Source organism: Advenella sp. FME57 (assembly GCF_014897675.1).
GTDB lineage: Bacteria > Pseudomonadota > Gammaproteobacteria > Burkholderiales > Burkholderiaceae_B > Advenella.
Window position 1 is genome coordinate 1 of sequence record NZ_JABUXU010000007.1, and the last position, 26,872, is coordinate 26,872.

Here is a 26,872-nt window from a genome sequence, read left to right on the forward strand (position 1 = left end):
TCCTGCAACTGATTATAACCATCGGCCACCGCCTTGCCCGCCGGCCGGTCGACAAACGGAAACGACTCGATATCACTCATGCGCAGCGCTTTCATACGCAGGATGACAGCGGCCAGTGATGATCGCAGAATTTCCGGATCGGTAAATTTCGCGCGTTGGGCAAAACCCTCTTCGTCATACAGACGGATACAGATGCCCGGGCCGATGCGGCCGCAACGCCCGGCACGCTGGTTGGCCGAGGCCTGACTGATGGGTTCGATCTGCAGTTGCTCGACCTTGTTGCGCCACGAATAGCGTTTGACGCGAGCCAGCCCGCTATCGACGACAAAGCGAATGCCCGGTACCGTGAGCGAGGTTTCAGCCACGTTGGTGGCCAGGATCACCCGGCGCTGATTGGTATCGGGACGGAAAATGCGTTCCTGCTCCTGCTGCGACATGCGGGCAAACAGCGGCAGGATCTGGGTGCTGGGCGGATGGTGCTTGCGCAGCGCCTCGGCTGCCTCGCGTATCTCGCGCTCACCCGGCAAAAATATCAATATGTCACCGGCACCATGTGTGGCACACTCGTCAACCGCAGCCACAATGCCGTCAACCAGCTCTTTCTCGCCATCACGATCCAGGCGCCGCGCTTCGTTTGCTGCCGACCGTGTCGGCTTGGTCTCGTCTTCGTCATCCAGAAAACGTACCGGCCGGTAGCGCACTTCGACGGGGAACAGCCGACCCGACACTTCGATGACCGGCGCCGGTTTGCCATTGGCATCGGCAAAATGCCGGGCAAAGCGGTCTGCATCAATGGTTGCAGATGTGATAATCAGCTTGAGGTCGCGCCTGCGCGGCAACAGCACACACAAAAAGCCTAGCAGAAAGTCAATATTCAGGCTGCGCTCATGCGCTTCGTCAATAATGATCGTATCGTACTTGCGCAGCAACGGATCTTTTTGCGATTCAGACAGTAAAATGCCATCTGTCATCAGCTTGATCGCTGCATCCGGACCCGTCCGGTCGTTAAACCGGATCTGGTAGCCAACCAGCTCGCCCAGTGGCGTATTGAGCTCTTCGGCAATCCGGCGGGCAACCGAGGTCGCCGCCAGCCGTCTTGGCTGGGTATGGCCGATCAGGCGCGTACGGCCCCGCCCGGCCTCAAGGCAGATCTTGGGCAATTGCGTGGTTTTGCCCGAGCCGGTCTCTCCGCTGACAATGATGACCTGGTTTTCCTGCAGCGCCTGGGCGATTTCATGTCGTCGCTCGCTGACAGGCAGCGATTCCGGATAGGTGATGGGCGGGAACTCGCGTGGCGCACGCACAGGACGCGAAGGAGCGCTTTCGCGCGCATTCTGTGGTTTCTTTGCCGTATCAGTGGCCCTATCTTCCTTTTTTTTCATACAATTTCAATCAGTTCATTCAGCCAACATTATAATTTTGGCAGGCCGCATATACATCAGATAGCGGTATTTCACATCAATTCAAGGAACCCATACCACCGTGACCATTGCCCCCGACCCTGAAACCTATTCTGCCCAGGATGCACCTGAATTTGTTCCCGCACAATTTGTGCGATGGTTTCGCGATGTCGCCCCCTATGTGCATACCCTGCGCAATAAGACATTTGTGGTTGGATTTGGTGGCGATCTGATCCAGGCCGGCGCGCTCAATGCATTGATTCAGGATCTTTCCCTGCTTACCTCGCTAGGGGTGCACATTGTACTGGTTCACGGCTGCCTGCCCCAGGTAAACGAACAGTTGCGCCTCAAAGGGTTTTCCTTCCAGTTTGGTCGTGAACCGGAACCCACCTCTGCCGAGGCCCTGGAGTGTGCCAAGGAAGCGGCCGGTGAAATCCGGCTAGATATCGAGGCGGCATTCAGCCAGGGGCTGCCCAACACGCCCATGTCCAACGCCCAGATTCATATCATTTCAGGCAACTTTGTCACGGCCCAGCCCATCGGCGTGATCGACGGCGTCGATTTTCGTCATACCGGCAAGGTGCGCAAGTTCGATCTGGATGCCATGAAAAAAGTATTGTCCCACGGTGGAGTGGTGCTGCTCTCGCCAATTGGCTTTTCACCGACAGGCGAAGCATTCAATCTGGCGATGGAAGACATTGCCACCAGTACGGCGGTTGCCCTGCGTGCCGAAAAACTGATTTTCCTGACCCAAAACCGCATGCTGCGCGACAGCCTTGGCCAGATTATCACGGAAATTGCACGCGAAGATGCCGAAGCCATGATTCGCGACGGCACGCTTGACGTGGATACACGCAGTTATTTGTCCCACGCCGCCAAGGCGGTCAAGCGGGGCGTGGCCCGCGCTCACCTGATTCCATTCGATCTGGATGGCAGCATTTTGCTGGAATATTTCACCCATGATGGCGTTGGCACCATGGTGGTCGAAGACACGCTGGATGACTTGCGCACCGCCACCATTGACGACATCGGCGCGATCGTGCAACTGATCGAGCCGCTGGAGGCTGATGGCACACTGGTGCCGCGTGGCCGCCATGTGATTGAACGCGATGTAGAGCGCTTCACTGTCCTGGAGCACGACGGCGTCATTTATGGCTGTGTCTCGCTCAACCCGTTTCCCCAGGACCAGATGGCGGAAATGGCCTGCCTGATCGTCAACCCCGAATGGCAGGGCTCCGGTGAAGGAGAAATCCTATTGCGTCACACCGAAGCGCGGGCACGCGCCATGGGCATGAAAAAGCTATTCGTACTAACCACACGCACCTCGCACTGGTTTATCAAACGCGGCTTCGTTCAGGGTACGATCAACGATTTGCCCCAGGAAAAGCAAATGAACTACAATCGTAGTCGCAACAGTCATATCTTTATCAAAAAACTTTAAGCGAGAATTGCCATGGCCCGAATGATTCAATGTATCAAACTGAAAAAAGAGGCCGAAGGTCTGGACTACCCACCCTATCCGGGAGAATTGGGCACCAAGATCTGGAACTCAATTTCGAAAGAAGCCTGGCAGCAATGGACTGACATTCAAACGCGTATTGTCAATGAGAACCGCCTGAACCTGGCTGATGCCCGGGCTCGTAAATATCTGCAGCAGCAAATGGAAAGTTTTCTGTTTGACGATGTGGACGTCGAAGCCCAGGGCTACGTGCCGCCTTCAGCCTGAAACATTTCCGACAGCATCACACCTGTGATGCTGCGCTGTCATGCTGCACACTGTCTATTGCACACGCAATAACGACATCTTGACCGGGCCTGGCCCGGTTTTTTGTGGCCGGCACGGCACGGTAAGAGCCCCCTCTTTTAACGCTCACCTGCGCATTGCATGCGCCCCTTCCCTTGGCCATGAGCTTGCCTGCTTTGCTGCCTGCTGATACGAGAGGCAGGCTTGTCTGCTCCAGTGTCTGCCGATATGCAGGCGGTTATTATGGCAAAAAAAACTCCGCACTTTCATGCGGAGTCATTTATTATTGCTGCTTATTCATATTGGATATTGCTTACCGGGTATTGCTTACTGGATATCGTTCAGTGCAGTTCACTTCTCAATACCCCGGGGAACTGACGCGTGGAAAATGTCAGTTGTCTTCGCCCGATACTGGGGCTGAGGCTGAAGGCTCAGGCAGTTCTTCGTCGCCACGCGCCATGGATTCGACTTTCTTGACGCTGGTGTGGCGGGCGTCTTCGCCCTGCACCAGATAAATGACCCGCTCTGCCATATTCTTGGCATGATCGCCGATCCGCTCCAGGGCGCGGGCAATGAAGATCAAGTCTATACATGCCGAGGTGGTGCGTGGATCTTCAATCATATAGCTGCTCACCTCACGCAATATGCTTTTCCATTGCTTGTCGATCTTTTTGTCGCTGCGCACGACTTCAGCGGCCAAAATGGCATCCCGGCGCGCAAAGGCATCCAGGCTGCGATTGAGCATTTTCTGGACGCCGACGGCAAAGTGAGTCATATCCACGATCGGCTCGTAGCGACTGGGGCTTTCGTACAGGCGACGCGCCATTTTGGCGATTTTTTCGGCTTCGTCTCCTGAGCGCTCCATGTCAGTGAGCATTTTGGACACCGATATCACCAGGCGCAAATCCACTGCCGTGGGTTGCTGCAATGCGAGTACCTGGGCTATCGAATGGTCAATATCCATTTCCAGGCGATTGACTTCCTTTTCCCGCTCGAACACCCGTTCAGCCACGGTCAGATTGCCGTCGGCCAGAATCAGCATGCTGTCTTCGATCATTGCCTCTACAAGGCCACCCATGCGTAAAAAACGGGAGCGGATATCTTCGAGTTCCGCATCAAAGCGGGTATTGGTATGTTGTGCCATGGCGATGCCTGCAATAAGAAAGATAAGAGAAGTTTAAGACCGTTCAATGACAGGAATATGACATCAGCGTTCGCGAATGTCTACCCCCTGCTGCTTGGCAACCATCACCACAGCTGCCGGCTCAAGCGCAAACAGACCGCAAGTGACCACGCCGGCAATCGCGTTCATGGTCGTTTCCATCTCGCGGGCATCGGCAAGGCGCATACCTGCAACATCAAGTATCGGATTGCCATTATCCGTAATAAAACCAGCACGCACGGTCGCGGTAGCGCCCAGTGCCGCTATTTTTCGCATCACAATAGGTACGGCCATGGGAATCACCTCAAGCGGTATGGCAAAGCTGCCCAGCAGATCCACGCATTTTGTCTCATCCACGATGCAGACAAATCGTTCAGACGCAGCAGCCACGATTTTTTCTCGGGTATGCGCCCCGCCACCGCCCTTGACCATCTGCAGCAAGGGGTTGATTTCATCGGCACCATCCACGTAGACCGGCAACGGTTTGTTGGTTTCGGCCAAATCCAGTACCCGCACGCCCTGCTCGCGCAAACGCGCTGCACTGCGCTGCGAACTGGCAACGGCGCCGGCAAATTCTTTTTTGTATTTTGCCAGCTCATCAATGAAAAGATCGGCCGTAGAACCTGTGCCCACACCGATCACAGCGTCGGCACCAAAAAAAGGCCTGATGTATCCAACGGCAGCCTGCGCTACGTCGCGTTTCAATTGTTCCTGTGACTTCAGTTCCATGATTCTGCCTGTTACGAAAGATGGGCAGCAAAAGTGCTTTCTGCAAACCCGAATGTGGTCGCGCCGTCGGCAAACATTGTGACCGGGCGCTTGATCAGTGAAGGAAATTCTGCGGCCAGCGCCAGCCATTGCTGTTCGGTAGCGGGCGTTTTGCGATCTTCGGGCAAACCACGCCAAGTCTGAGAATTGCGATTGATCATCAATTGCGCCCCGCCTGCGGCAGCGGCCCAAGTCTTTAGCAGCGCGCTATCTGCCGGCTCTTCGCGATAATCGCTAAACTCAACCTGCTCGCCCCGCTCCTGCAGCCACTTGCGCGCTTTGACGCAAGTGCTGCACCGTTTCAGCCCGTATTGGCGTATTACACTCATTGCTTTGCACGTCCCTGAAAATAATTGGCAACAATCACGAATGCCCCAACAAGCAGGATCATCAGCGTTGCCAGCGCGTTGACTTCCGGTTTTATGCCAAGCCGCACGCGCGAAAAGACTTCGATTGGTAAGGTAGTATAGCCCGGACCATTCAGGAAGGAGGCAATAACCACATCATCCAGGGACAATGTGAAGGCAAGCAGCCAGGCCGACACCAGAGCGGGGACGATCAGCGGCAGCGTGATGGTAAAGAACACCCGCAATGGGGGTGCGCCCAGGTCCAGCGCCGCTTCTTCCAGCGAGCGGTCCAGTTCGCGTACACGCGACTGAATGACCACCGACACATACGCTACACACAGCGTAACATGGCCCAGCCAGATGGTGAAAATACCATTGCTTTCGGGAAAACCGGTAATGTTACGGATTTCGATAATCATCAACAGCAGTGAAATACCCAAAATGACATCTGGAATAACCAGCGGCGCATTCAACATGCCGATGTACAGGCCAAATCCCCGGAACGGACCCTTGCGCGCCAGCACATAACCGGCCCAGGTACCGATGATCACCGCTGCGGTCGCCGTCAAAACCGCAATACGCAGCGACAGCCAGGCAGCACTGAGCAGGGCACGATCCTGCGACAGGCTCTGGTACCAACGTAGCGAGAAGCCCGACCAGCTGGAGGCCAGCGCCGATTCATTGAACGAGAAGACAATCAGGCTGAGAATGGGAATATACAGAAACAGCAGGCCTGCTCCCAGAAACAGCCATTTGAGCCAGATATTTTCCTGTTTCATGCGTCCCGTCCTTTCAGGGCCCTGGCCTGACTGTACTGAAATATCACAAGCGGGATAAGCAGGAAAATCGTCATGGTCACGGCCACCGCAGCAGCCACCGGCCAGTTGGTGTCGGTAAAGTACTGATCCCACATCAGGCGACCCATCATGTATGTGTTGGTTCCTCCCAGCAGTTCGGGAATGACATACTCGCCCACCGTCGGAATGAAGACCAGCATGGCGCCGGCGATCACCCCGGGAACCGACAGCGGCAGCGTAATGGTGAAAAATGCCTTCCAGGGACGGGCGCCAAGATCATAGGCTGCCTGCAAAAGGCGCCGGTCCATCTTGACCAGGTTGGTGTACAGCGGCAGGATAAAAAACGGTAGATAGGTGTACACCAGACCGATATAGACCGCCATATCGGTGCGATAGATCTCTATGGGCGTCGAGGTGATGCCGGTCCACATAAGAAACTGGTTCAACAAGCCTTCGTTGCGCAAAATGCCGATCCAGGCATATACACGCAACAGCAGCGAGGTCCAGAAAGGCAGGATGACGGCCAGCAGCAGCAAGTTGCGCTGGCGCGGCGCCGAGCGGGCGATATAGTATGCCATCGGATAGCCGATAAGCACACACCACAAGGTGGTTACCAACGCCATTTTCAGCGATTTGAGGTAGGCACCGATAAATAGCGGATCGGTCAAAAGCAGCAGATATCCCTCAAAATGCAGGGACAACCTCAGTACCTCCTCCTCGATCTGTACCAGCGGTTCATAGGGAGGAATACCAAACGTGGATTCTGAAAAGCTGATTTTCAGAACAATGAAAAATGGCACCAGCAAACAGAGCACCAGCCAGATATACGGCGGCAAAATGGCCCACGCACGCTGATCGGGGCGATAGTTGCGCAGCGAGTGCAACGGTTTCATGACGGCAGCACCGTTGCGCTGTCTGGCCCCCAGGTTACAAAGACCTCATCGTCAATGCCGGGGGCATTTTCCTGCGCCAGTTCAATGCCAGGCACGCTGGCCTCAATGATCTTGCCCGCATCCAGACGGATCTGATAGAGCGTATAACTACCCATCCAGGCCACGTGCGTGACAATACCATGTCCGATATTGGTTTCATCATCGGGCTGATCAATCAGCACGCGAATCTGCTCGGGACGAATCGATACGAACACTTCCATGCCCAGCGGCTCGCTCACGCCATGATTGACAAACAGGGGACGCATCAGCTCATCGCTTTCGATCACGATATGGTCCGGCTCATCGACCACGATCGTGCCGGTAAAGATATTGGTTGACCCGATGAACCCGGCGACAAAGCGCGAATTCGGAAACATATAGACTTCCTGCGGGGTGCCGGTTTGCACAATCTGACCCTCGGTCATGACCGCAATGCGGTTGGCCATGGTCATGGCCTCTTCCTGGTCGTGGGTCACCATGACACAGGTCACGCCGACCTGATCAAGAATTCGCACCAGTTCAATTTGCGTCTTCTGGCGGATCTGTTTGTCCAGCGCCGACATGGGCTCATCAAGCAGCAACAGCTTGGGCCGCTTGACCAGACTGCGCGCCAGCGCCACACGCTGCTGCTGTCCGCCCGACAATTGTGAAGGCTTGCGCCGCGAATAGCCTGCCATTTGCACCAGGTCCAGGGCAGCGAACACGCGATCATGGATTTCCTGGCGATCAACGCCTTCTTGCTTCAACCCGTAGGCCACGTTGGCTTCTACGGTCATATGGGGAAACAGCGCATACGACTGGAACATCATATTGACCGGACGCTTATACGGCGCGATACCGGTCAAATCGGTCCCGTCCAGCAGGATCTTGCCCGAGGTTGGCGCTTCAAAACCGGCCAGCATGCGCAGCAGGGTTGACTTGCCGCAACCAGAACTGCCCAGCAACGCAAAAATCTCGTTGCGCCGCACAGTCAGATTGACCGACTGCACGGCAACGGTATCACCGAAAATTTTGACGACATCAACCAGCTTGACGAATTCATCCACATCGCTGGTTGCCACCGACAAATGCCGCTCGGCCATTTTATTTCCCTGCCTTGAGTTCGGCCCATAAGCGGGTCTGAAGGCGGGCAATTTTCATCGGCTGGGCTTTGATCACAAACAAGGTCTTGGCCACCTCGGCACCGGGGTAGATCATGGGATTGTCGGCGATTTCCTTGTTGACGAATTCGCGTGCCGCCTTGTTGGCATTGGGATAGAACATATTGTTGGTAATGTCCGCATGTACCTTGGGCTCTTCAATGTAATTGATGAACGCCATGGCGTTTTCCGGATGGGGTGCGTCCTTGGGCACGGCCATGGTATCAAACCATGCGGGCGCCCCGCCAGCCGGGATGTAATAGTCGATCACGTACTCTTTCTTGGCTTGCTTGGCGCGGCTGGCTGCGATCATGACATCGCCGGAAAAGCCATACACCATGCACAGGTCGCCCGAGGCCAGTTCATCGATATAACCCGATGAACTGAACTGGCGGATATAAGGCCGGATTTTTTTCAGAACGTCCAGGGCCGCCTGGTAATCTTCGGGCTTGTCGCTATTGGGATCCTTGCCCAGATAATGCAAGACCGCAGGAAATACCTGCGCAGCCTCATCCAGAATGGAAATGCCGCAAGACTGCAGTTTTTTGGCATTTTCCGGATCGAACAGCGTTTCCCACTTGCCCAGTTCCGCGCCGTCACCCAGGGCGGCTTTGGCCTTGGTCACGTTCAGGCCGATACCGTTGGTCCCGTAGCCCCAGGGCACCAGATACTGATTGCCCGGATCCACCTGCGCAACCAGGTCCATGATGGCCGGGTCAAGATTTTTCCAGTTGGGTATTTTTGATTTGTCCAGTTTCTGAAACAGCCCGCCTTCGATCTGGCGCGAGGCATAATGGGTTGACGGCACAACCACGTCATAGCCGGACTTTCCGGTAAGCAGCTTGGCCTGCAAAATGTCGTTGGTATCATAAGTGTCATAGCGCACCTTGATGCCGCTTTGCTTTTCGAAACCCGGAATCGTGTCCGGTGCGCTGTATTCAGCCCAGTTGTAGACATTGAGCACCTTTTCTTCGGCAGCATGAACGACATTTGCGGTGCAGGCCAGGGACAGCGCGAGAACAAGGCTACGGACAGAGGACGGTTTCATTGCGGTTTCCCCAAATCAGGTTAGAAAAAAAAGAAATAATAAAGGCATTTTTCTCCTGGGTCACCGATTTTTTCAGCTTTGCTGATATTGCTGTTGCAGCTGTCCCGAAAAAATGACGCCCTGCTCTCCGAGCAGCTTTTGCAGCGAGCGGCCCAGGCGTTCAAGTGACTGCTCGCGCAGTGTTCTGGTCATGGTCCGGCGTGATGACTTGTCAAAGTCGATCAGCCAGATTTTCTGCGCGTCATCCACCAGAATATTGTGCGCGTTCAGATCAGCGTGATAGACATTGGCATCATGCAGCTGGCGAATGGCGGCGCACACAGGCTCGACCAGTTTGATACTGGCTGGCCCTGCCTGGCCGATTGCCTGCGCCAGGGACACGGTATTATGCAATCTCTCGGTCATGATGGCAGCACGGTAAGTGACGCCGCGTCGCTGATATGAAGCGGCCATGGCTCGCGGCACAGGCAGGCCCTGGGCATGCAGCTCGTTCAGGAGCGCAAACTCGGCAAACGAGCGAGTGGTTTCCTCGGAGACCCATAAATAGCGTTCGTCAACAAACCGGCTGATCAGGCCCCCGCGATGATAATGACGCAATACGGCTTGCCCCCAGGGCGTGGAAAGATACCAGGCGGTATTGCGCCCCCCATCCGAGACCTTGGTCGCTTTATCGCCCCAGGTCCGGGGCGTGAAAATTTCAATGCGAGCCGGAATAGGAAAATCGGGGTGAACCCTGATGCCATGATGCATCTGGCGTACCGGCCGGTGGGTACTGTGCAAATCGGGATCAGCCATCTTTGTTCCGCATCCAGTCGGCAACGCCAAAGAACGAATGCAGCAAATGCTCCTGCAGCGGCGCCGGTACGTTGCAATCGATCATGGCGCGCCCCATGCAGGCGACCCATTCATCACGCTCCTGGATGCCAATGGCAAACGGCAGATGCCGGGCCCGCAACATGGGATGGCCGAATTTTTCAATATACCGGTCGGGCCCACCCAAATAGCCGCTCAGAAACAGGAACAGCTTTTCGCGTGCATGTTCAAGCGAATCTCCATGGACAGCGCGCAGGGCCTTGAAATCCTCTTCAATATCCATCAGATCATAGAAGCGTTCCACCAGGGCATGCAAACCAGCCTCGCCGCCGATCTGGTCATAAAAGGTCGTTGTGGTGTCCAGGTTTTCCACTATGTTCAATAGTCTTGCCATTAGTCGGCACTCCGTAAAATGAGTAGCGGGGGCGTATTTTTTACAGCACGCAAGGCCATTTTACCCCCTGCCCATGACGCGATGATCCCCAATATGATTCCGCTTATCCATGGCATGATACCGGTGGTGAGCGTGATGTCAAACACCTGCACCGCCAGCAGTTGCGCAATCAGTATTGCGAAGGCTGCAGCCAGTGTTCCCGACACCACGCCAATCACGATCAGTTCGCTGCGCTGAGCCTGATCCAGTTGCCGCGAAGTGGCGCCCATGGCCCGTAACAGGCTCGCTTCGTACATCCGTTCATCCTGGGTAGAGAGAAACGCAGTACTGAGCACGACAACGCCGGCCGCAAGCGTAAAGACAAAAAGAAACTGCACCGCCGCCGCCACGCTATCGAGAATGGTCTGTAACTGGCGCAAGATACCCGACACATCGAATACCGTGATGTTCGGAAATTGGCTGACGACTTCCTGAGTAAATGCGGCCTGCTGTTCCGGCAAATGAAAAGCCGTAATCCAGGTCGCCGGCTTATCCTGCAATACGGCAGGCGAGAGAATGGCAAAAAAATTGACTTGCATGGAGTCCCATTTCACGGTTCTCAGGCTGGTCACCCGGGCGGTCACCAGCTCGCCGGCCACATCGAAGGTCACTTCATCGTTCAGTTTTACACCAAGCTGGCCGGCAATATCATCTTCGAACGAGACTTCGGCGGCATCGGGATCCAGCCAGCGCCCGCTGGCAATACGGTTACTGGGTGGCAACTGGCTCAGCCAGGACAGGTTGAATTCACGCTCTGCAAGCCGCTGGGTGCGGTCGGACTCATAAGCCGAAGGATCCACGTCCTTGTCGCCGATCCGGACCAGACGCCCCCGCACCATGGGGTCAAGCAGCGGCGTGCCCAGTCCGGCCTTGACGAACATTTCGCCCAGCGCCGGTTTCTGATCCTGCTGAATATTGATCAGGAAACGGTTCGGCGCATCGGGAGGCAGGTTGTTCTGCCAGGCCGCCAGCAGATCGGTGCGTAGCAAGCCCAGCAGCAGGATAATCATGATGCCCAGTGTCAGCGCGCATATCTGCACCACCGTCATGCCGCGTCGGTTCACCAGGCCTGCCAAAGCAAAACGCAGGACCGGCCGCGACACCAGCCGGTGGCGCAATTGGGCCAGCAGGCGCAGGATGGCCCAGGTGATTGCCGCACATACCAGCATGGCCCCGATGAAACCTGCGGCGCTGATCAAGGCCAGTGTGGTGTTGCCGGTATGCAGCAACAGCAAACCGACCCAGATGACAATACCGACCCCAATGGCGATCAATGGCCGACCTGCGCCGACGTCCAGTTCGCGACGCAGCGCCTTCAATGGCGTCACCCGCGACAGGTGCATTACCGGTATCACGGAAAACCCGAAGGCCAGCACCCAGCCGGTCACCAGGCCAGCCACGCCCGGCGCCCAGGAGACCGCAGGCAAAGTTGCCGGAATCAGTCCGGCCAGAAAATACATCAGCACATAGTGCAGTGCCAGGCCCAGTACGACACCGGCAACCGAGGCAAACGTGGCGATCAGCAAAAACTCAATCGCAACCAGCTTCAGGATGGTTCCCTGGGTGGCGCCCAGGCTACGCATGACGGCAAGCCCGTCCTGGTGGCGCGCAGAAAACCGGCGGGCCGCAAGAGCAATGGCCACGCTGGCGATCATGACGCTTAAGACCGAGACCAGGGACAGGAACTGCTCAGCGCGATCGAGCGACGCCCGGATCTCGGGGCGGGCCGAATCGGTGCCAATGATCTGGCGCCCCTTGGCCGGCCTGGCTGTCAGCCAGGTGCGCATTTGCGTGACTGCCTCGGCATCGCCGGCCATCAGCAGGGTTTCCTTGACCCGGCTGCCCGGCACCAGCAGCCCGGTGGCCTGCATGTCCGCTTCGTTCATCATCAGGCGCGGGGCAATATTTACAAAGGCGACATTGCGATCGGGCTCATTTTCAATGATTGCCGATACCTGCAGTGTTTTCATGCCGACGCGCAACTGTGCGTCTGGCGCCGCCTGCAACTGGGCCAGCAATGCCGGGTCCACCCAAACCGTGCCTGCCGGTGGAATGTTCTGCACAGCCTGTCTGTTCTGGCTTTTTGCGTTATCGCCCGCACCCTGGAGCGTGACCGTTCCCTTCAATGGATAACCCTCTGACACCACTTTGATGGAGGCCAGCCTGGACTGCCGGTCAAACGTCACCATGGAAGGAAACTGCCAGGTCTTGGCCGTTTGCAGCGCCATCGCGTGGGCCTGCTCGACGACCTCCGGTTCGATGGGCGTATCGGATTCGAACAACAGATCTGCGCCCAGCACCTGGCCGGCGTTGTCATTCAGGCCCGAAGAGACGCGATCGGCAAGAAAACCCACGCTGCAGACCGCAGTGACCGCCACTACCAGGGCCAGCGCCAGCAGACGCAACTCCCCTGACAGCCAGTCGCGGCGAAACAGGCGCCATGCCATTTGCCATATTGCCAAGGGACCCAAAATGTTCTCCTGAAATGTAGAGATTTATTTCAATAACAGCAACGCCACTGTCAGATACAGGACGCCGGCAAAGATGAGTTTAAGTGTACGCTCGGGCAGATAAAAAGCCAGGCGCACGCCCTGACGGATCATCAGCATACCGCCCAGGGACAAGGCAATGCCCACCGTCCAGTCGGTATTGCCGTGCCACGAATAAGTAATGAGTGCCACCAGTGTACCGGGAAGTATCATGGACAGCGCCATCGCCTGCGCCGATGTCTGCCGAAACCGGTAGACCACCGTCATGACCGGCACCAGAATGAGCGAACCACCCACGCCGAACAGGCCGCCGATCGCGCCTGAAATAGAACCCAGTATGACATATTGTATAAAGCCCATGCGCCGGAGAGGGCCGGCCTCGGCCGCTTCGCGTTTTTTGCCCTTGCGCAGGGTCTGCCACACATAAAAGGTGGCCACTGAACCCAGGAAAAGCGCGAACAGATTACGCAGCACGACGGGACTCATGTCCTGCGCCACCAGCGCAGCCAGGTGCGTTGCAACCACGTTGGCGGCCACCCCGATGGCCACGCTGCGAAAATCAATGGGCGAGCGCTTGTGGTAATTGCGCAGTGTGAGCACCACATTGGACGCAATCATGAGCAGGGCCGTCCCCTGGGCCAGTTGCTGCGGCATGGAAAAAACCAGCGCCAGCATCGGAATGGCAATCAACCCGCCGCCGATACCGACAATGGCGCCCACAAACCCAATGGCTGCGCCCAGCGAAACAAACAACAGCAGATTCAGATACCAATCCATGCTTTCTCAATTCAAAACGGTTCGAGCCGGTAGCAATGCTGTTACCGCTCATCAAATATTCATGTCGAACGCGACCGGACTACAAACAGCACCAAGCCGCCATCACGACACGCCTGTGCGCAGCGCACCTGCGCCAGTCACTGGTCCTAAAACCAGTAGCCGGCCCTGAGGTTTATCGCCGCACCGCCCGTTCTGCGCTTGCTGCCTGCCGGTTGCCAAAATGGCACCGATTGTCGGGCCGCAAACAGCGCCCTGGATCGCCCGCCTTGCCTGCCCACTATCGGTCTCGCGTTTGATAGCGATCAGGGGCGTGCGTCTGCCGTGGCCATCGTGCAGACCAAGCCCGTGTCTAGCGAATCAGCTCCAGCACTTCGTCCAGGCGAGAAACAGCCTTGATTTCCAGCCCTTCTATCGGTTGCCTGGGCGCATTGTGTTTGGGAATCAATGCCAGGCTGAAGCCCAGCTTGGCCGCCTCGCGCAACCGCTCCTGCCCGCGCGGTGCCGGACGCACTTCACCGGCCAGCCCCACTTCGCCAAAGGCAATCAGCCCTTTGGGCAAAGGCTTGTTGCGCAGCGACGAGAGGATGGCCAGCAAGACGGGCAAATCGGTTGCGGTTTCGGTAATACGGACCCCGCCCACGGCATTGACAAAAACGTCCTGATCATAGGTCGCCACGCCCGCGTGACGGTGCAATACTGCCAGCAACATGGCCAGGCGGCTGCCGTCAACGCCCAGCGTCAGGCGCCGTGGATTGGGAACATGTGCGGTGTCGACCAGCGCCTGGATCTCGACCAACAGCGGGCGGCTGCCTTCCTGGGTAGCAACCACGCAGGACCCGGGTACATTGTCGGTGTGCTGCGACAGAAACAGTGCTGAAGGGTTGCTCACACCCTTGAGCCCCTTGTCTGTCATGGCGAACACACCCAGCTCGTTCACCGCACCATAGCGGTTCTTGAAGGCCCGGATCAGACGATAGGACGAGTCGGTTTCCCCTTCGAAATACAGGACCGTATCGACAATGTGTTCCAGGACACGGGGGCCGGCCAGTGTGCCGTCCTTGGTCACATGGCCGATCATGACCATGGCAACGCCGGTCTGCTTGGCAATGCGGGTCAGTTGCGCAGCGCATTCGCGTACTTGGGAAACCGACCCCGGAGCGGACGACAATTCTGCGGAATACAATGTTTGTATGGAATCGATAACGGCAACGGCAGGCTTGTACTGTTGCAACACTGCCTGAATGCTTTCAAGCTGAATTTCCGCCACCAGTTGCACCGCGCCGGTAGCCAGATCCAGGCGCTTGGCGCGCAAGGCAACCTGCTCTGCAGATTCTTCACCGGTGATATACAGCACCTGTGTGCGCAGCGAGAGCGCTGCCAGTGCCTGCAGCAATAGCGTTGACTTGCCGATACCCGGATCGCCGCCGATCAGCACCACACCACCGGGGACCAGCCCGCCACCGAGCACCCGGTCAAACTCGGATAAACCCGTGGGCTGCCTGGGTGTGTCGCGCGCTTCGATATCGGCCAGGTTCCTGACTGGCGCCGCTTCGGCCAGATGGGCATAACGATTGGGCGTAGCCGGCGCACTGCCCCGCTCTATGGTTTCCACCATGGTGTTCCATGCCTGGCAATGCGGGCATTGTCCCTGCCACTTGGCGCTGACGCCACCGCACTCCTGACACACATATACCGTTTTTGCTTTTGCCATACTGCGCCTGATTCCCACTGCCCTGCAAGGGCTGTCATTAAATGAATAAACTGCTTGTACAGCCACGTTACCGTCGCTGAATGAATGATAAATACGGCTGCTGGCAGCACAATCGCTCGTGCTACGAAGCAGGTTGCGAACCGCGCCCACCGAGGTCTTTAGCCAGAATCCTTGAAAAAAGCCCCAACGCCGCCATTGATGAGGAACGCCGTAACCGGCGCTCCTGACAAGGCCGCAATGCAAGCTCAGGAAGGCCCCTATAGGGATGCGCCGCCGTCTACGCCCAGATTCTGGCCGGTAATATAGGCCGCTTCGTCGGAGAGCAAAAAGGCCACGGCGGCCGCAACTTCTTCCGGACGTCCAAGGCGCTTCATGGGCACGCGCGTGAGCAGTTGTTTTTCTTCTTCGCTGCCGGTCGGCTGCCCCTTGCGGAAAAATTCAGTTTCAATGGGACCGGGCGAGACGGCATTGACGGTGATGCCATATTCAGCCAATTCCAGCGCCCAGGTTTTGGTACAGCCGATCAAGGCCGCCTTCGAGGCCGAATAGCTGGTGCGCCCGGCCTTGCCGCCTGCCGCAAGACTGGCAATATTGACAATCCGCCCCTCGCGTCGTACTTTCATTGACTCGACAAACGCCTGCGTCACCTGTACAGCCGCACGCAAATTGACATCATAGGACTGATACAGCGAAGACAAATTGACTTCGCCCAGGTTTTCCGCCAGCACGATGCCCGCGTTGTTGACCACCGCATCTACCGGGTATTTCTCACGTATCATGCGCAGCATTTCTTCGGTATGGCCGGCGTCGTTCAGATCGCATTGATACAGAAAACCCGGGAAATCAATATCACTGACCTGTCGGGCAATACCCACAACATGGGCGCCGGCATCGCTCAGACGACGGGTAATGGCCCAGCCGATACCCTTGGTGGCACCAGTTACAAGAACGCACTTATTTTTCAACGGATTCTCCTGAGTATTGAACATGGACCGGAACGCGTTGCGCCAATGCGCATAGCAGTTCGTAGGCAATTGTACCCGCGGCGGCGGCAACCTCATCGATATGCGGGCCCTTATTGCCCCAGAGGGTTACCCAGTCACCCACGGTCGCATCGGGTATCGGATCCAGATCGACGGTGAGCATATCCATTGACACGCGCCCCGCCAGTTGGGTTGCGACGCCGTTGACCCATGCCGGCGTACCCGACGGTGCGCTGCGCGGATAGCCATCGGCATAGCCGCAGGCCACCACGCCAACGCGCATATCGCGCGTAGCGGTATAGGTTGACCCGTAACCCACGCTCTGCCCCTGCTTGACCTGCTGGATGGAAAGCAAACGCGCCTGCAGCGTCATGGTCTGATGCAGTCCGAACTCTTCGCCGGTGGTATTGGCAAAAGGCGAAGAGCCATAAAGGCAGATGCCGGGACGGACCCAGTTGTCTGCGGCGCTGACAGCAAGCTGTGGATACCGCAACACAGCGGCCGAGTTGCACAGACTGATGCTGCCTTGGCAATGGCCTACCGTATCGTGAAAGACCGTTGCCGGCACATCGACCGCACCCTGTGCGCCGTCGGCATCGGCAAAATGCGTCATGAAACCGATACGCCCCACCTTGCCCTGCTGCTGCAAGGCCAGCAGATCCTGATGCACTCGATCAAACTGCTGTGGCGCAAAGCCCAGCCGATTCATGCCTGTATTGATTTTCAGCAAAACGTCCAGTGGCGCAGCCAGGGTGCTGGCCTGCAGCATGCGGATCTGCTCAGGATGGTGAATGGTGCTGACCACCCGGTTCTTCTGCAGTTCCGGCAGGTCGCGCGTCTCGAAAAACCCTTCGAGCATAAGTAGCGGCCCCTGCCAGCCGGCCTCGCGGGCGCGTACCGTTTCCTGCAGATCCAGCATCGCCAGCCCGTCGGCCTGCGCAAAACCGCCAATGGCCGTTTCCAGCCCGTGGCCATAGGCATTGGCCTTGATAACGGCCCAGATATGCGTCGCGCCCCTCAGCGCCGGTTGCACACCGTCCGTAGTGGTTGCCGGGGCTTGCCGGGCATTGTCAAGGTACTGCCGGATAACGCTCAGATTGTGTGACATGGCCTGCTGTGATATCACTGCCCGGATGGGACGCGGCATGGTGTGGCTCCACTAGTCAATTTCATCGTACTTGAATGATCAGCGTAAATTATAATCATTGCATCACCACATTAGCGCGTATTCATGTCCGTCGATCATTATGAGAATTTCCCTGTAGCATCCATACTGCTGCCCCGGCGCCTGCGATCTGCGGTAACGGCCATTTATGCCTTTGCCCGACGCGCCGACGATATTGCCGACGAGGGTCAGGCCAGCGCCCAGGACCGTCTGGCCCAGCTCGATGCCTTTGACCAGGCCGTGGTTCAGATGCAGGCCAGACATTTTTCAGTCACGCATTTTGAAAACGTGCCCCAGTCCCTTTTTCTTGCCCTGCAACGCGAAATGCACCAGCACCAGTTGCCGGTCACGCCCCTGCGCGATCTGCTGGTCGCTTTCCGTCAGGACGTGCGGCACCGGCCGTTTCAGAACGACACGGACCTGCTCGATTACTGCCACTACTCTGCCAATCCGGTAGGTCGGTTGCTGCTGCATCTGTACCGCGTGACAGACCAGGCGTCGCTGCTGCAATCGGATCATATCTGTAGCGCCCTGCAACTGATTAACTTCTGGCAGGATATTGCGATCGATACACAACGCCATCGCTATTATCTGCCGGCCGAAAGGCTGGCAGCCCACGGCATGACTCATGCGGACCTTGATAAGCGGCAACTGAATCGGCGCTGGCCGCAGTTAATGCAGGAAAACACCGCGTTTGCACGTAAAATACTGCTTGCCGGTGCGCCGCTGTGTTCACGACTGCATGGCCGGCCAGGCCTGGAGCTGCGTATGATCGTCCAGGGTGGCATGCGCATACTGGAAAAAATTGACGCCGTTGCGGGCGACGTCTTTGACCACCGACCAACACTGAATAAAAAAGACTGGGCCCTGATTGCGTGGCGCAGCGTACGAAATAATTATTATGACACCTGACCAATATTGCCAAGAGAAAGCGGCGCGTAGCGGCTCGAGCTTTTACTACGCCTTTCTGTTTCTTCCTGCACAGCAGCGCCGGGCCATCACGGCCGTGTATGCGTTCTGCCGGGAGGTGGACGATGTTGTCGATGAATGCACCGATCCCTCTGTTGCCCGCATCAAGCTGGCCTGGTGGGGCAAGGAAATAAACAGTTTGTTCGAGGGTCGGGCCGAACACCCGGTGGCGCAGGCGTTGCAACCGCACCTGAGCCCATTCGGGCTGCGCGAAGAACAGTTCCAGGCCATTATCGACGGCATGCAAATGGATCTGGACCAGACCCGTTACATGGACTGGCCGGGCCTGCGCAAGTATTGCTGGCATGTGGCTGGCGTGGTGGGTCAGCTGTCGGCACAGATTTTTACCTACCAGAACGGCGAGACCCTGGCCTACGCCGAAAAGCTCGGCCTGGCATTGCAAATGACCAACATCATTCGCGATGTGGGCGATGACGCCCGGCGCGGACGGATCTATCTGCCGATTGATGACCTGCAAAAACATAATGTCAAGGCAGCCGATATCCTGAACAACCGGGAGACCGACGACTTTCGCGCACTGATGGCATTTCAGACGGCCCGCGCGCGCCAGCTGTACCAGGAAGCCGTTCAACTGCTGCACGAGCAGGACCGCCGGGCCCAGCGCCCCGGACTAATGATGGCTGCAATCTACTACACCCTGCTGTGTGAAATTGAAAAGGACGGCTGGCCGGTGCTGACCAGCCACATTTCCCTGACCCCCCTGCGCAAACTGATGATCGCCTGGAAAATCTGGGTGGGCGGCGGCAAGGGATTCATCCGTAAAATGCGAAAGCTGGATGTCCCTCAACGCTGACCACTCCCGGCCGCGCATTGCCGTCGTGGGTGCAGGCTGGGCGGGCCTGGCCGCCGCCTTCACACTCAAACGGGCCGGATGGCACACCGAGGTATTCGAGCAATCACCGGTACTTGGCGGGCGCGCCCGCAAGGCAGTGATTGCGCGCCGCGGTCTGGTGCTCGACAATGGCCAGCACCTGATGCTGGGCGCCTACCGCCACATTCTTGAGCTTATGCAAGAGATTGGCGTCGACAACGACCATGCCCTGCTGCGTCTGCCCCTGCAACTGACCTCGCTGGACGGCGCGTTGCACCTGTCGGTCAATACGGCCCATCCAGGACCACTCCGATTGCCCCTGGCGCTGCTTCGCATGAAAGGCCTGAGCGCTGGCCACAAATACGTCCTGTTCCGAACGCTATTGAAACTGCAATTGACTGGGTGGCATGTGGCGCCCGATACCGCCGTCCTCGCCTGGCTGCAAAAACAGCGCCAGCCGACTGCGCTGATCCGTCTTTTCTGGGAACCCTTGTGCATTGCCACGCTCAATACGCCGATTGGCGATGCGTCAATGGCGCTGTTTGCCGTCGTGCTCAGGGATAGCCTGGCGGCCGGTGCTGATGCCAGCGACCTGATCCTGCCGCGCGTCGATCTGAGTGCCCTGTGGCCTGAAGTGCTTGCGCCACAACTGACAATTCATGCCAACATGCCGGTGCATGGCTTGAGCGCCGCGCCCGGCGGCTATCGACTACATACGGGCACGGGCAGCTGGCCGCCCAGGCAGCCGCGCCAGGCGCCGGATAACCGTGCTGCCGGGCATGATCACGCCGAGCAAGGCGACGCCGTTTTCGATGCCGTGATCCTGGCCGCACCGGCGCGCATGTGCCATCGCCTACTGTCCCGACTCATGCCCAATCAGGCGGACAACCTGAACGGCGCACCGATAACAGACGATCATGCGCAGCCCGACATCAATGACCAGCGCCAGGCAGCGTTGGCAGAAAAATCTGCGCTGCTCGACCAGTTGAATGCCTTCCAATACCATGCGATTGCCACATTGACTGTGTTTCTGGAGCGCGCCTTTCCCTTGCCCGGCTGCATGTATATGCTAAAGGAAAATCGCCAGGCCGGGCACGACGGGCAGTGGCTGTTCAATCGCAGCCGCTTCATGCATCCCGATGCAGCCATCGGATCTGTCGACACCGCCTCTGCCAACGCGACAACACCAGGCGCTGCCAATGACCGCTTTTCACATGCAATTTCAATTGTAATCAGCCATGCAGACCATCTGATCGGCACTGGCCGGGACAATATTGCCAATGCGATACTGTCCCAGGTTCGCGACCAGTTGCCCACCGGCGTAACGCTGCCGCAAGTCCTCGGTTTCGAACTGATCATGGAAAAGAGAGCGACGTTTGCAGCCACCCCCGGGCTGGCCCGGCCCGATTGCGTGACGCCCTGGCCTGGCCTGTTCCTGGCCGGCGACTGGACCAACACCGGCTACCCGGGCGTACTCGAGGGCGCTGTCATGAGTGGGCTTGCTGCAGCCCAGGCAGCCCAGGCGTATTGACCAGCAGAAGCACGAGTGCAACCCGTTCAGGCTCACTGCGCTGATTTCGGCGGTCGCTTCATGGTATGGACGCTGACAGACCCTGACTGCTATCGCTTCTGGAGCCGCTTGTAGACCGATGAGAAACCTATGGGACGTCTTATGATTTGGTTTCTTGCGGCCGAATCACCCCGGCTGGCATCGTATTGCCCGCCGCAGGTCTGGGTGCCACAAGCAAAGGCACGAAACGATAAAGGTACAGGCCGAACGCAACAATCCATGCCGCCGCCGACAGATGTAGCATCGGCACGCTGACCACGGGAATCATCAATGCAATCAGACGCGTCACGGTCGCGATGAAAACCAGAATATAACTGCTGACCATCAAGCGGTCTGCCTTCAGTGCGCGACCCGTATGCCCCAGCGCCGTGCGCGTTATCATGCCAATGATCATGATGGAGAAGCCTCCCATGGCAATGACATGCACGTACGCCGCCTGTCGCGCCAGCAACAAAGGACGCCACCCAATGAAATAGCCGGCGGCCAGCAGCAGGCCGATGCCCAGGAAAAACCACGCAAGGTACAGCACCCACAACAACGGCACGCGGACCACGGCTAGCGGCTTCCATTGGACGAGCTGATACAGGGCAACGGCGCCCGCAACCGCCGCTCCCATAGCCAGCGCATAGTCCTGTTGCAGGACGACAGCTAGCATGGCCACAGCGCAGGCAACAAGCTGCACCAGACCGGAGCGCTCATGTGCAGGAATCTTCAGACCGGTAATGGCCCGGGTGGCAAAAAACGGGATAACCCGCCGCGCGATGAGCAAGGTAATAAATACCATGCAAAGAATGCCAACGCGCAACACCTCGGTCAGCAGCATTGCCCTGCCCTGCGCAACTGCCACCAAGTACAATACGTTGGTCAGCCCCAGCACCAGCACGGCCCATGGCAGGATGTAGTTGCGTTTATTCCTGGCTTTGAAAATCACCCGCCAGAGCGCCACCGCCGCAATCAGATAAAACAGCGTATCGCTCACTGCGCCCAGCACGAATGCTGCCTGCCCCGGTATTAAAAATGCCAGCCGCGCCACCAGCCAGCATAGCGCCAGCATGCCTAACGCCGCCCCCTTCAGAGGATTATTGCCCGTCCAGGTGGCGCTGGCCGTGGTCAGGAAACCAACCGCAATCGTGGCGACAAAGCCCCACAGCATCTCATGCGCATGCCACCAAACGCCACTCAATTGTCCTGTCAACAATTGCGGCGTAAAAACCCAGATGGCAATTGAAATAAGCGCCCAGGCAGCGCCGCATATATACAAAGGACGAAACCCGAGAGACAGGAATGCGGAAAGGGAAAAACGCGATTGCGCAGGAGTGGATGCTTGCATGATAAATCGTGCCGGTCAGAGCAAATAATATGTATATTATATACATATTTTATAAAAAGACCGATTTACTCACCCGCCTGTGTCTGTTCCAAGTCAGGCGCGCAACGCAGATACGTCGCCCAAGGCCACCGTGGGCCGGCCGCGAACCAGTATGCGACCCCAGCCTTTGTATTCAAATGCGAACGACAATGCAGGGTCGCGGTGCACGCAATTTTTGCCACCACCACACACTACCGTCGCAGGTCGTTTCGTACACAGACCCTCGCCTGCCAAGGTCCAAAAAAAAGTCGATCCACCGGATCGACTTTTTGTTTTGCAACTAGGATGATTATATTTCAATTGCTATAAATTCAATTGTCACCAGCCTCGCCCATGCCTGATCAGATCAGTGCCCGCGCCTTGATGTAGTCACGTATGGCTTCCATATCATTATCCATAATGACCACTTTCTGCGGCAGATCGGCCAGCGACTTCAGATGGTCTGGAACGGGCGCCTGCTGGCCAGTTGCCTCCAGAATGGTCTCGCCAAACTTGGCGGGCAATGCCGTTTCCAGAACCAGCATCGGGATGCCCTCTTCGACGAATGCCTGGGCAACCTTTACGCCATCGGCCGTATGCGGGTCAATCAGAATGCCTGCTTGCTCTTGCACCCGGCGAATTGTATCCAGGCGATCCGCGTGCGTGCTGCTGCCGCCGACGAAACCAAACTCTTCGGTAAAGCGCGCTTTTTCTGCAGACAGGTCAAATACCCCTTCCTGCTCCAGCTTTTTCCAGGTTGCCGCCAGTCGCTTGGCATCGCGACCCAGCAGGTCGAATACAAAGCGCTCGAAATTGGAAGCCTTGGAAATATCCATGGACGGGCTGGACGTGGCAAGGGTTTCGGCGCTGACGCGCGGACGATAAACACCCGTACGGAAGAACTCTTCCAGCACATTGTTCTCGTTGGTTGCCAAAACCAGGCGATGAATCGGAAGCCCCATCCGGCGGGCGAAATGACCGGATAAAATATTACCGAAATTGCCCGATGGCACCGTGAACGATACCTTCTGGCCGGACACGTCGGTGCCGGCGCTGACCGCCTCATCGGTACTGCGCAGCCACGCCCAGAAGTAATACACAATCTGCGCGCAGATACGCGCCCAGTTGATGGAATTGACCGCACCCAGGTGGTAATTGGTCTTGAACGAAACATCACCGGCCAATGCCTTGACTATATCCTGGCAGTCATCAAATACGCCTTTGACCGAGATATTATGAATATTCTCGTCCATCAGCGAATACATCTGGGCACGCTGGAAGGCGCTCATGCGGCCATGCGGCGACAGCATGAAGACAGAAACGCCCAGCTTGCCGCGCATGGCGTATTCCGCCGCAGAACCTGTGTCGCCCGAGGTGGCTCCCAGAATGTTCAGCTTGCGGCCTTCGCGCGCCAGCACAAATTCGAAAACCTGTCCCAGAAACTGCATTGCCAGGTCCTTGAACGCCAGCGTGGGTCCTTCGGACAAGCCCACCAGTGTCATTGACTTGTCCAAAGGCTTAAGCGGCACAATCTCGCTGCCGGAGAAAACCGATTCGTTATAGGCTGCCTTGCAGATGCGCTCCAGATCGGTGCGCGAAATATCGTCAATGTACAGGCTCAATATTTCCGTGGCCAGTTCAGCATAGGACAGCGAACGCCACAGTTCGAGCTGCTTGGCACTAACCGAAGGAATGCTCTCGGGTACCGCAAGGCCCCCATCGCGAGCCAGTCCTTCGAGAAGGATTTCGGAAAATGCAACCGGGCTCATGCCGCCACGGGTTGAAATGTATTTCATTATTGCTCCGTTATTCCGGCATCAAATACCAGAAACAAGAAGACACGCCCCTGCTGCTGGGGTCGTGCCGGTCAGATCAGTCAGTCCAGATGTTCCAGGCGGATACGCGTAATGGACGAATGCACGAAAGGCATGGCTTCAATGGTCTTGATCGCCGTATTGACGTCGCCTTCCCTGGCCTGGTGTGTCAGGAAAATAATGATGGCGCGGTTTTCGCCATCCTGTTCCTGCATCATGGAATTGATGGAAATCTGATGATCCGCCAGGATCCGGGTCAAGTCGGCAAGCACGCCAGAACGATCTTCCACCGACAGACGCAAATAGTAGCAGGTGCGCACGTCTTCCATATTCAGAATAGGCGTGTCTGACAGCGCGCTTGGCTGAAAGGCCAGATGAGGCACACGATTGCCGGGGTCGGACGTATGCAAGCGGGTCACATCGACCAGATCGGCCACCACAGCCGAGGCCGTGGCTTCGGAGCCCGCACCGGGACCATAATACAGCGTGTCACCCACCGCATCGCCATTGACAACCACTGCGTTCATGGCACCTTCTACATTGGCGATCAGCCGCTTGGTCGGCACCAGAGCCGGGTGCACCCGCAGCTCGATACCCTGATCGCGACGTCGCGTGATGCCCAGCAGCTTGATGCGATAACCCAACCGTTCCGCATAGACAATATCCTGTTGATCCAGATCGGCAATGCCTTCGATATGCGCCTTGCTGAACTGAATGGGAATGCCAAAGGCCAGGGATGCCATCAGCGTCAGTTTATGCGCCGCGTCGATTCCCTGAACGTCGCCCGCCGGATCAGCCTCGGCATAGCCCAGTTGCTGGGCCTGCGCCAGCGCGGTCTCGTAAGGCAGACCGTGCTCGCGCATTTGCGACAGAATGAAATTCGTGGTGCCGTTGATAATACCGGCCAGCCACTGGATACGGTTGGCCGTCAGGCCTTCGCGAATCGCCTTGATAATCGGGATTCCGCCAGCGACCGCGGCCTCGAACGCCACCATGACGCCTTTCTTGCTGGCCAGGGCAAATATTTCATTACCGTGCAGGGCGAGCAATGCCTTATTGGCCGTCACCACATGCTTGCCGTTTTCAATCGCGGTCAGCACCAGTTCACGGGCGAGCGTGGTGCCGCCAATGAGTTCGACGACAATATCCACCTCAGGATCGTCCACCAGGCCAGCCATATCATTGCTGACCGGCACTTTATCACCGAATACGGCCACCGCTTTGGCCGGTGTACGCGTGGCCACTTTGGACACCACAATCTGGCGTCCGGCGCGCCGTGATATTTCCTCTGCATTGCGCGTCAACACCGCGTAGGTGCCACTGCCTACAACCCCAAAACCTAATAAACCTACCTTCATTGGATTCATTTTTTCAGAAACCCGTCTTTTTTGAACATTTCTTTAATTCCTCTGATTGCCTGGCGCGTACGTTGTTCGTTCTCGATCATGGCAAAACGCACGTGATCGTCGCCCAGATCGCCAAAACCGATACCCGGCGATACAGCCAGCTTGGCATCGGCCAGCAGTTTTTTGGAAAATTCCAGTGATCCCATTGCCTTGTAGGGCTCGGGAATTTCGGCCCAGATGTACATCGCCGCCTTGGGAATCTCAACCATCCAGCCGACTTCGTGCAGCCCCTTGACCAGCACGTCGCGGCGATTCTTATAGTGCGCAACCACTTCGGCGACGCATTCCTGCGGGCCTTCCAGGGCAGCAATGGATGCGACCTGGATAGGCGTGAATGTCCCATAATCGTGGTAGCTTTTCATGCGAGCCAGCGCATTGACCAGCTCGGCATTGCCCACCATGAAACCGACCCGCCAGCCAGCCATATTGTAGCTTTTACTCATGGTAAAAAATTCAACAGCCACATCCTTGGCGCCAGGCACCTGCATGATGGACGGCGGCTGGTAGCCATCAAAGGTGATGTCGGCATAGGCCAGATCGTGCACGACCAGAATATCATGCTCTTTGGCCAGCTTGATCACCCGCTCGAAAAACGGTAAATCAACGCATTGCGCCGTGGGATTGCTGGGAAAACCCAGAATAATCATTTTCGGCTTGGGAATGGACTCGCGCACTGCCCGCTCGATTTCCTCGAAGAAATCCAGCCCTTTTTTCATGGGTATGGAGCGGATATTGGCGCCGGCTATGACCGCACCGTATATATGGATGGGATAGCTGGGATTGGGCACAAGCACGGTATCGCCCTTGTCGAGCGTGGCCAGCATCAGGTGAGCCAGCCCTTCCTTGGATCCGATAGTCACAATGGCTTCCCGGTCCGGGTCCAGAATAACGTTATAACGGCGTGAATACCAGTCTGCAATCGCCTTGCGCAGGCGCGGAATGCCTTTGGATACCGAATAACCATGAGTATCGGGACGGATCGTCGCCTCTACCATTTTGTCAACGATATGCTTGGGCGTCGGTCCATCCGGATTACCCATTGACATGTCGATGATGTCCTCGCCACGTCGACGCGCCGCCATTTTCAGCTCGCCGGTAATGTTGAACACATAAGGAGGGAGCCTTTCTATACGTGGGAAGTTTCTCATGACGGACCTGGAATAAGTGAAGGAACAAAATTAGGGTGAAACCAGTAAATCTAGCCTATATAAGACCGTACGGCAAA

Annotated in this window: 24 protein-coding genes; 5 read left to right on the plus strand and 19 right to left on the minus strand. The window is 57.0% G+C overall.

The genetic code is table 11. The annotated features are described in order from the left end of the window. Positions 1-1,382 (minus strand): ATP-dependent RNA helicase (locus tag INT32_RS09500; RefSeq protein WP_255509689.1); only part of this gene is annotated, 1,382 nt, incomplete at its 3' end. Positions 1,383-1,461: 79 nt separating this feature from the next. Between INT32_RS09500 and argA the strand changes: the two genes are divergently transcribed. Together argA and INT32_RS09510 are read left to right on the plus strand one after the other, a co-directional pair. Beyond that, on the plus strand, positions 1,462-2,841 hold the full coding sequence (gene argA, locus INT32_RS09505) for an amino-acid N-acetyltransferase (RefSeq protein ID WP_370540213.1): 1,380 nt from the start codon (positions 1,462-1,464) through the stop codon (positions 2,839-2,841). A 12-nt stretch (positions 2,842-2,853) separates the two neighbouring features. Beyond that, on the plus strand, positions 2,854-3,126 hold the full coding sequence (locus tag INT32_RS09510; protein WP_128394599.1) for an oxidative damage protection protein: 273 nt from the start codon (positions 2,854-2,856) through the stop codon (positions 3,124-3,126). A 409-nt stretch (positions 3,127-3,535) separates the two neighbouring features. Here INT32_RS09510 and phoU read toward each other — a convergent pair whose 3' ends face one another. From phoU to alr, 14 genes are all read right to left on the minus strand, one after another. Further along, entirely contained in the window at positions 3,536-4,288 is a 753-nt protein-coding gene (gene phoU / locus INT32_RS09515; RefSeq protein WP_193088502.1) for a phosphate signaling complex protein PhoU, read from the minus strand. Positions 4,289-4,351: 63 nt separating this feature from the next. Then, a complete protein-coding gene (rpiA, locus tag INT32_RS09520; RefSeq protein ID WP_193088691.1) occupies positions 4,352-5,029 on the minus strand; it encodes a ribose-5-phosphate isomerase RpiA in 678 nt (225 codons plus the stop codon). A gap of 17 nt (positions 5,030-5,046) precedes the next feature. Continuing rightward, the gene (locus INT32_RS09525; RefSeq protein ID WP_193088503.1) at positions 5,047-5,403 is read right to left on the minus strand and encodes an ArsC/Spx/MgsR family protein; all 357 of its coding nucleotides are present in this window, start codon (positions 5,401-5,403) and stop codon (positions 5,047-5,049) included. Continuing rightward, positions 5,400-6,200: an ABC transporter permease subunit gene (locus tag INT32_RS09530; RefSeq protein WP_193088504.1), complete on the minus strand. Its 801-nt coding sequence runs from the start codon at positions 6,198-6,200 to the stop codon at positions 5,400-5,402. The genes INT32_RS09525 and INT32_RS09530 overlap by 4 nt, the downstream gene beginning before the upstream one ends. Further along, positions 6,197-7,111 carry an ABC transporter permease subunit gene (locus INT32_RS09535; RefSeq protein ID WP_193088505.1) on the minus strand — a complete coding sequence of 305 codons (915 nt, stop codon included), beginning with the start codon at positions 7,109-7,111 and terminating at the stop codon, positions 6,197-6,199. The genes INT32_RS09530 and INT32_RS09535 overlap by 4 nt, the downstream gene beginning before the upstream one ends. After that, complete coding sequence (locus INT32_RS09540) at positions 7,108-8,232, minus strand: ABC transporter ATP-binding protein (protein ID WP_193088506.1); 1,125 nt, start codon at positions 8,230-8,232, stop codon at positions 7,108-7,110. Before INT32_RS09540 ends, INT32_RS09535 begins: the two co-directional genes overlap by 4 nt. A 1-nt stretch (position 8,233) precedes the next feature. After that, positions 8,234-9,337 carry a polyamine ABC transporter substrate-binding protein gene (locus tag INT32_RS09545; RefSeq protein WP_193088507.1) on the minus strand — a complete coding sequence of 368 codons (1,104 nt, stop codon included), beginning with the start codon at positions 9,335-9,337 and terminating at the stop codon, positions 8,234-8,236. A 72-nt stretch (positions 9,338-9,409) separates the two neighbouring features. Continuing rightward, positions 9,410-10,132, minus strand: coding sequence for a 3-deoxy-D-manno-octulosonic acid kinase (locus INT32_RS09550; protein ID WP_193088508.1), 723 nt, complete (start codon positions 10,130-10,132; stop codon positions 9,410-9,412). Then, complete coding sequence (locus INT32_RS09555; protein WP_193088509.1) at positions 10,125-10,544, minus strand: group II truncated hemoglobin; 420 nt, start codon at positions 10,542-10,544, stop codon at positions 10,125-10,127. Before INT32_RS09555 ends, INT32_RS09550 begins: the two co-directional genes overlap by 8 nt. After that, the gene (locus INT32_RS09560; RefSeq protein ID WP_193088510.1) at positions 10,544-13,054 is read right to left on the minus strand and encodes an ABC transporter permease; all 2,511 of its coding nucleotides are present in this window, start codon (positions 13,052-13,054) and stop codon (positions 10,544-10,546) included. The genes INT32_RS09555 and INT32_RS09560 overlap by 1 nt, the downstream gene beginning before the upstream one ends. Positions 13,055-13,078: 24 nt before the next feature. Continuing rightward, the gene (locus INT32_RS09565) at positions 13,079-13,849 is read right to left on the minus strand and encodes a sulfite exporter TauE/SafE family protein (RefSeq protein ID WP_193088511.1); all 771 of its coding nucleotides are present in this window, start codon (positions 13,847-13,849) and stop codon (positions 13,079-13,081) included. Between the two features lie 349 nt (positions 13,850-14,198). Then, positions 14,199-15,560 (minus strand): DNA repair protein RadA, encoded by a 1,362-nt coding sequence (radA, locus tag INT32_RS09570; RefSeq protein ID WP_193088512.1) that lies wholly within the window; start codon positions 15,558-15,560, stop codon positions 14,199-14,201. Positions 15,561-15,817: 257 nt separating this feature from the next. After that, positions 15,818-16,525, minus strand: coding sequence for an SDR family oxidoreductase (locus tag INT32_RS09575; RefSeq protein ID WP_193088513.1), 708 nt, complete (start codon positions 16,523-16,525; stop codon positions 15,818-15,820). After that, a complete protein-coding gene (gene alr / locus INT32_RS09580) occupies positions 16,515-17,690 on the minus strand; it encodes an alanine racemase (RefSeq protein WP_193088514.1) in 1,176 nt (391 codons plus the stop codon). Before alr ends, INT32_RS09575 begins: the two co-directional genes overlap by 11 nt. A gap of 84 nt (positions 17,691-17,774) precedes the next feature. Here alr and hpnC point away from each other — a divergent pair, with 84 nt between their 5' ends. From hpnC to INT32_RS09595, 3 genes are read left to right on the plus strand one after another with little or no spacing between them, the layout of a single operon-like run. Continuing rightward, a complete protein-coding gene (gene hpnC, locus INT32_RS09585) occupies positions 17,775-18,620 on the plus strand; it encodes a squalene synthase HpnC (RefSeq protein ID WP_193088515.1) in 846 nt (281 codons plus the stop codon). Continuing rightward, positions 18,610-19,491 carry a presqualene diphosphate synthase HpnD gene (gene hpnD, locus INT32_RS09590; RefSeq protein WP_193088516.1) on the plus strand — a complete coding sequence of 294 codons (882 nt, stop codon included), beginning with the start codon at positions 18,610-18,612 and terminating at the stop codon, positions 19,489-19,491. The genes hpnC and hpnD overlap by 11 nt, the downstream gene beginning before the upstream one ends. Continuing rightward, positions 19,475-21,040 (plus strand): FAD-dependent oxidoreductase, encoded by a 1,566-nt coding sequence (locus INT32_RS09595; RefSeq protein ID WP_193088517.1) that lies wholly within the window; start codon positions 19,475-19,477, stop codon positions 21,038-21,040. The genes hpnD and INT32_RS09595 overlap by 17 nt, the downstream gene beginning before the upstream one ends. Positions 21,041-21,179: 139 nt before the next feature. On the opposite strand, the gene INT32_RS09600 is transcribed toward INT32_RS09595, so the two are convergent. The 4 genes from INT32_RS09600 to alaC form a co-directional block, all read right to left on the minus strand. Next, entirely contained in the window at positions 21,180-22,409 is a 1,230-nt protein-coding gene (locus tag INT32_RS09600; RefSeq protein ID WP_193088518.1) for an NnrS family protein, read from the minus strand. A gap of 380 nt (positions 22,410-22,789) precedes the next feature. Then, positions 22,790-24,223 (minus strand): threonine synthase, encoded by a 1,434-nt coding sequence (thrC, locus tag INT32_RS09605; RefSeq protein ID WP_193088519.1) that lies wholly within the window; start codon positions 24,221-24,223, stop codon positions 22,790-22,792. An 80-nt stretch (positions 24,224-24,303) separates the two neighbouring features. Next, positions 24,304-25,608 (minus strand): homoserine dehydrogenase, encoded by a 1,305-nt coding sequence (locus INT32_RS09610; protein WP_193088520.1) that lies wholly within the window; start codon positions 25,606-25,608, stop codon positions 24,304-24,306. After that, entirely contained in the window at positions 25,605-26,795 is a 1,191-nt protein-coding gene (alaC, locus tag INT32_RS09615) for an alanine transaminase (RefSeq protein WP_193088521.1), read from the minus strand. Before alaC ends, INT32_RS09610 begins: the two co-directional genes overlap by 4 nt. Between the last annotated feature and the right edge of the window lie 77 nt (positions 26,796-26,872).

Excerpts from the sequence above, each read along its gene's own strand:
- INT32_RS09510 (WP_128394599.1), top strand. The coding sequence starts at position 2,854 with ATGGCCCGAATGATTCAATGTATCAAACTGAAAAAAGAGGCCGAAGGT.
- phoU (WP_193088502.1), bottom strand. The coding sequence starts at position 4,288 with ATGGCACAACATACCAATACCCGCTTTGATGCGGAACTCGAAGATATC.
- INT32_RS09525 (WP_193088503.1), bottom strand. The coding sequence starts at position 5,403 with ATGAGTGTAATACGCCAATACGGGCTGAAACGGTGCAGCACTTGCGTC.
- INT32_RS09530 (WP_193088504.1), bottom strand. The coding sequence starts at position 6,200 with ATGAAACAGGAAAATATCTGGCTCAAATGGCTGTTTCTGGGAGCAGGC.
- INT32_RS09535 (WP_193088505.1), bottom strand. The coding sequence starts at position 7,111 with ATGAAACCGTTGCACTCGCTGCGCAACTATCGCCCCGATCAGCGTGCG.
- INT32_RS09540 (WP_193088506.1), bottom strand. The coding sequence starts at position 8,232 with ATGGCCGAGCGGCATTTGTCGGTGGCAACCAGCGATGTGGATGAATTC.
- INT32_RS09545 (WP_193088507.1), bottom strand. The coding sequence starts at position 9,337 with ATGAAACCGTCCTCTGTCCGTAGCCTTGTTCTCGCGCTGTCCCTGGCC.
- INT32_RS09550 (WP_193088508.1), bottom strand. The coding sequence starts at position 10,132 with ATGGCTGATCCCGATTTGCACAGTACCCACCGGCCGGTACGCCAGATG.
- INT32_RS09555 (WP_193088509.1), bottom strand. The coding sequence starts at position 10,544 with ATGGCAAGACTATTGAACATAGTGGAAAACCTGGACACCACAACGACC.
- INT32_RS09565 (WP_193088511.1), bottom strand. The coding sequence starts at position 13,849 with ATGGATTGGTATCTGAATCTGCTGTTGTTTGTTTCGCTGGGCGCAGCC.
- radA (WP_193088512.1), bottom strand. The coding sequence starts at position 15,560 with ATGGCAAAAGCAAAAACGGTATATGTGTGTCAGGAGTGCGGTGGCGTC.
- alr (WP_193088514.1), bottom strand. The coding sequence starts at position 17,690 with ATGCCGCGTCCCATCCGGGCAGTGATATCACAGCAGGCCATGTCACAC.
- hpnC (WP_193088515.1), top strand. The coding sequence starts at position 17,775 with ATGTCCGTCGATCATTATGAGAATTTCCCTGTAGCATCCATACTGCTG.
- hpnD (WP_193088516.1), top strand. The coding sequence starts at position 18,610 with ATGACACCTGACCAATATTGCCAAGAGAAAGCGGCGCGTAGCGGCTCG.
- INT32_RS09595 (WP_193088517.1), top strand. The coding sequence starts at position 19,475 with ATGTCCCTCAACGCTGACCACTCCCGGCCGCGCATTGCCGTCGTGGGT.
- INT32_RS09600 (WP_193088518.1), bottom strand. The coding sequence starts at position 22,409 with ATGCAAGCATCCACTCCTGCGCAATCGCGTTTTTCCCTTTCCGCATTC.
- thrC (WP_193088519.1), bottom strand. The coding sequence starts at position 24,223 with ATGAAATACATTTCAACCCGTGGCGGCATGAGCCCGGTTGCATTTTCC.
- INT32_RS09610 (WP_193088520.1), bottom strand. The coding sequence starts at position 25,608 with ATGAATCCAATGAAGGTAGGTTTATTAGGTTTTGGGGTTGTAGGCAGT.
- alaC (WP_193088521.1), bottom strand. The coding sequence starts at position 26,795 with ATGAGAAACTTCCCACGTATAGAAAGGCTCCCTCCTTATGTGTTCAAC.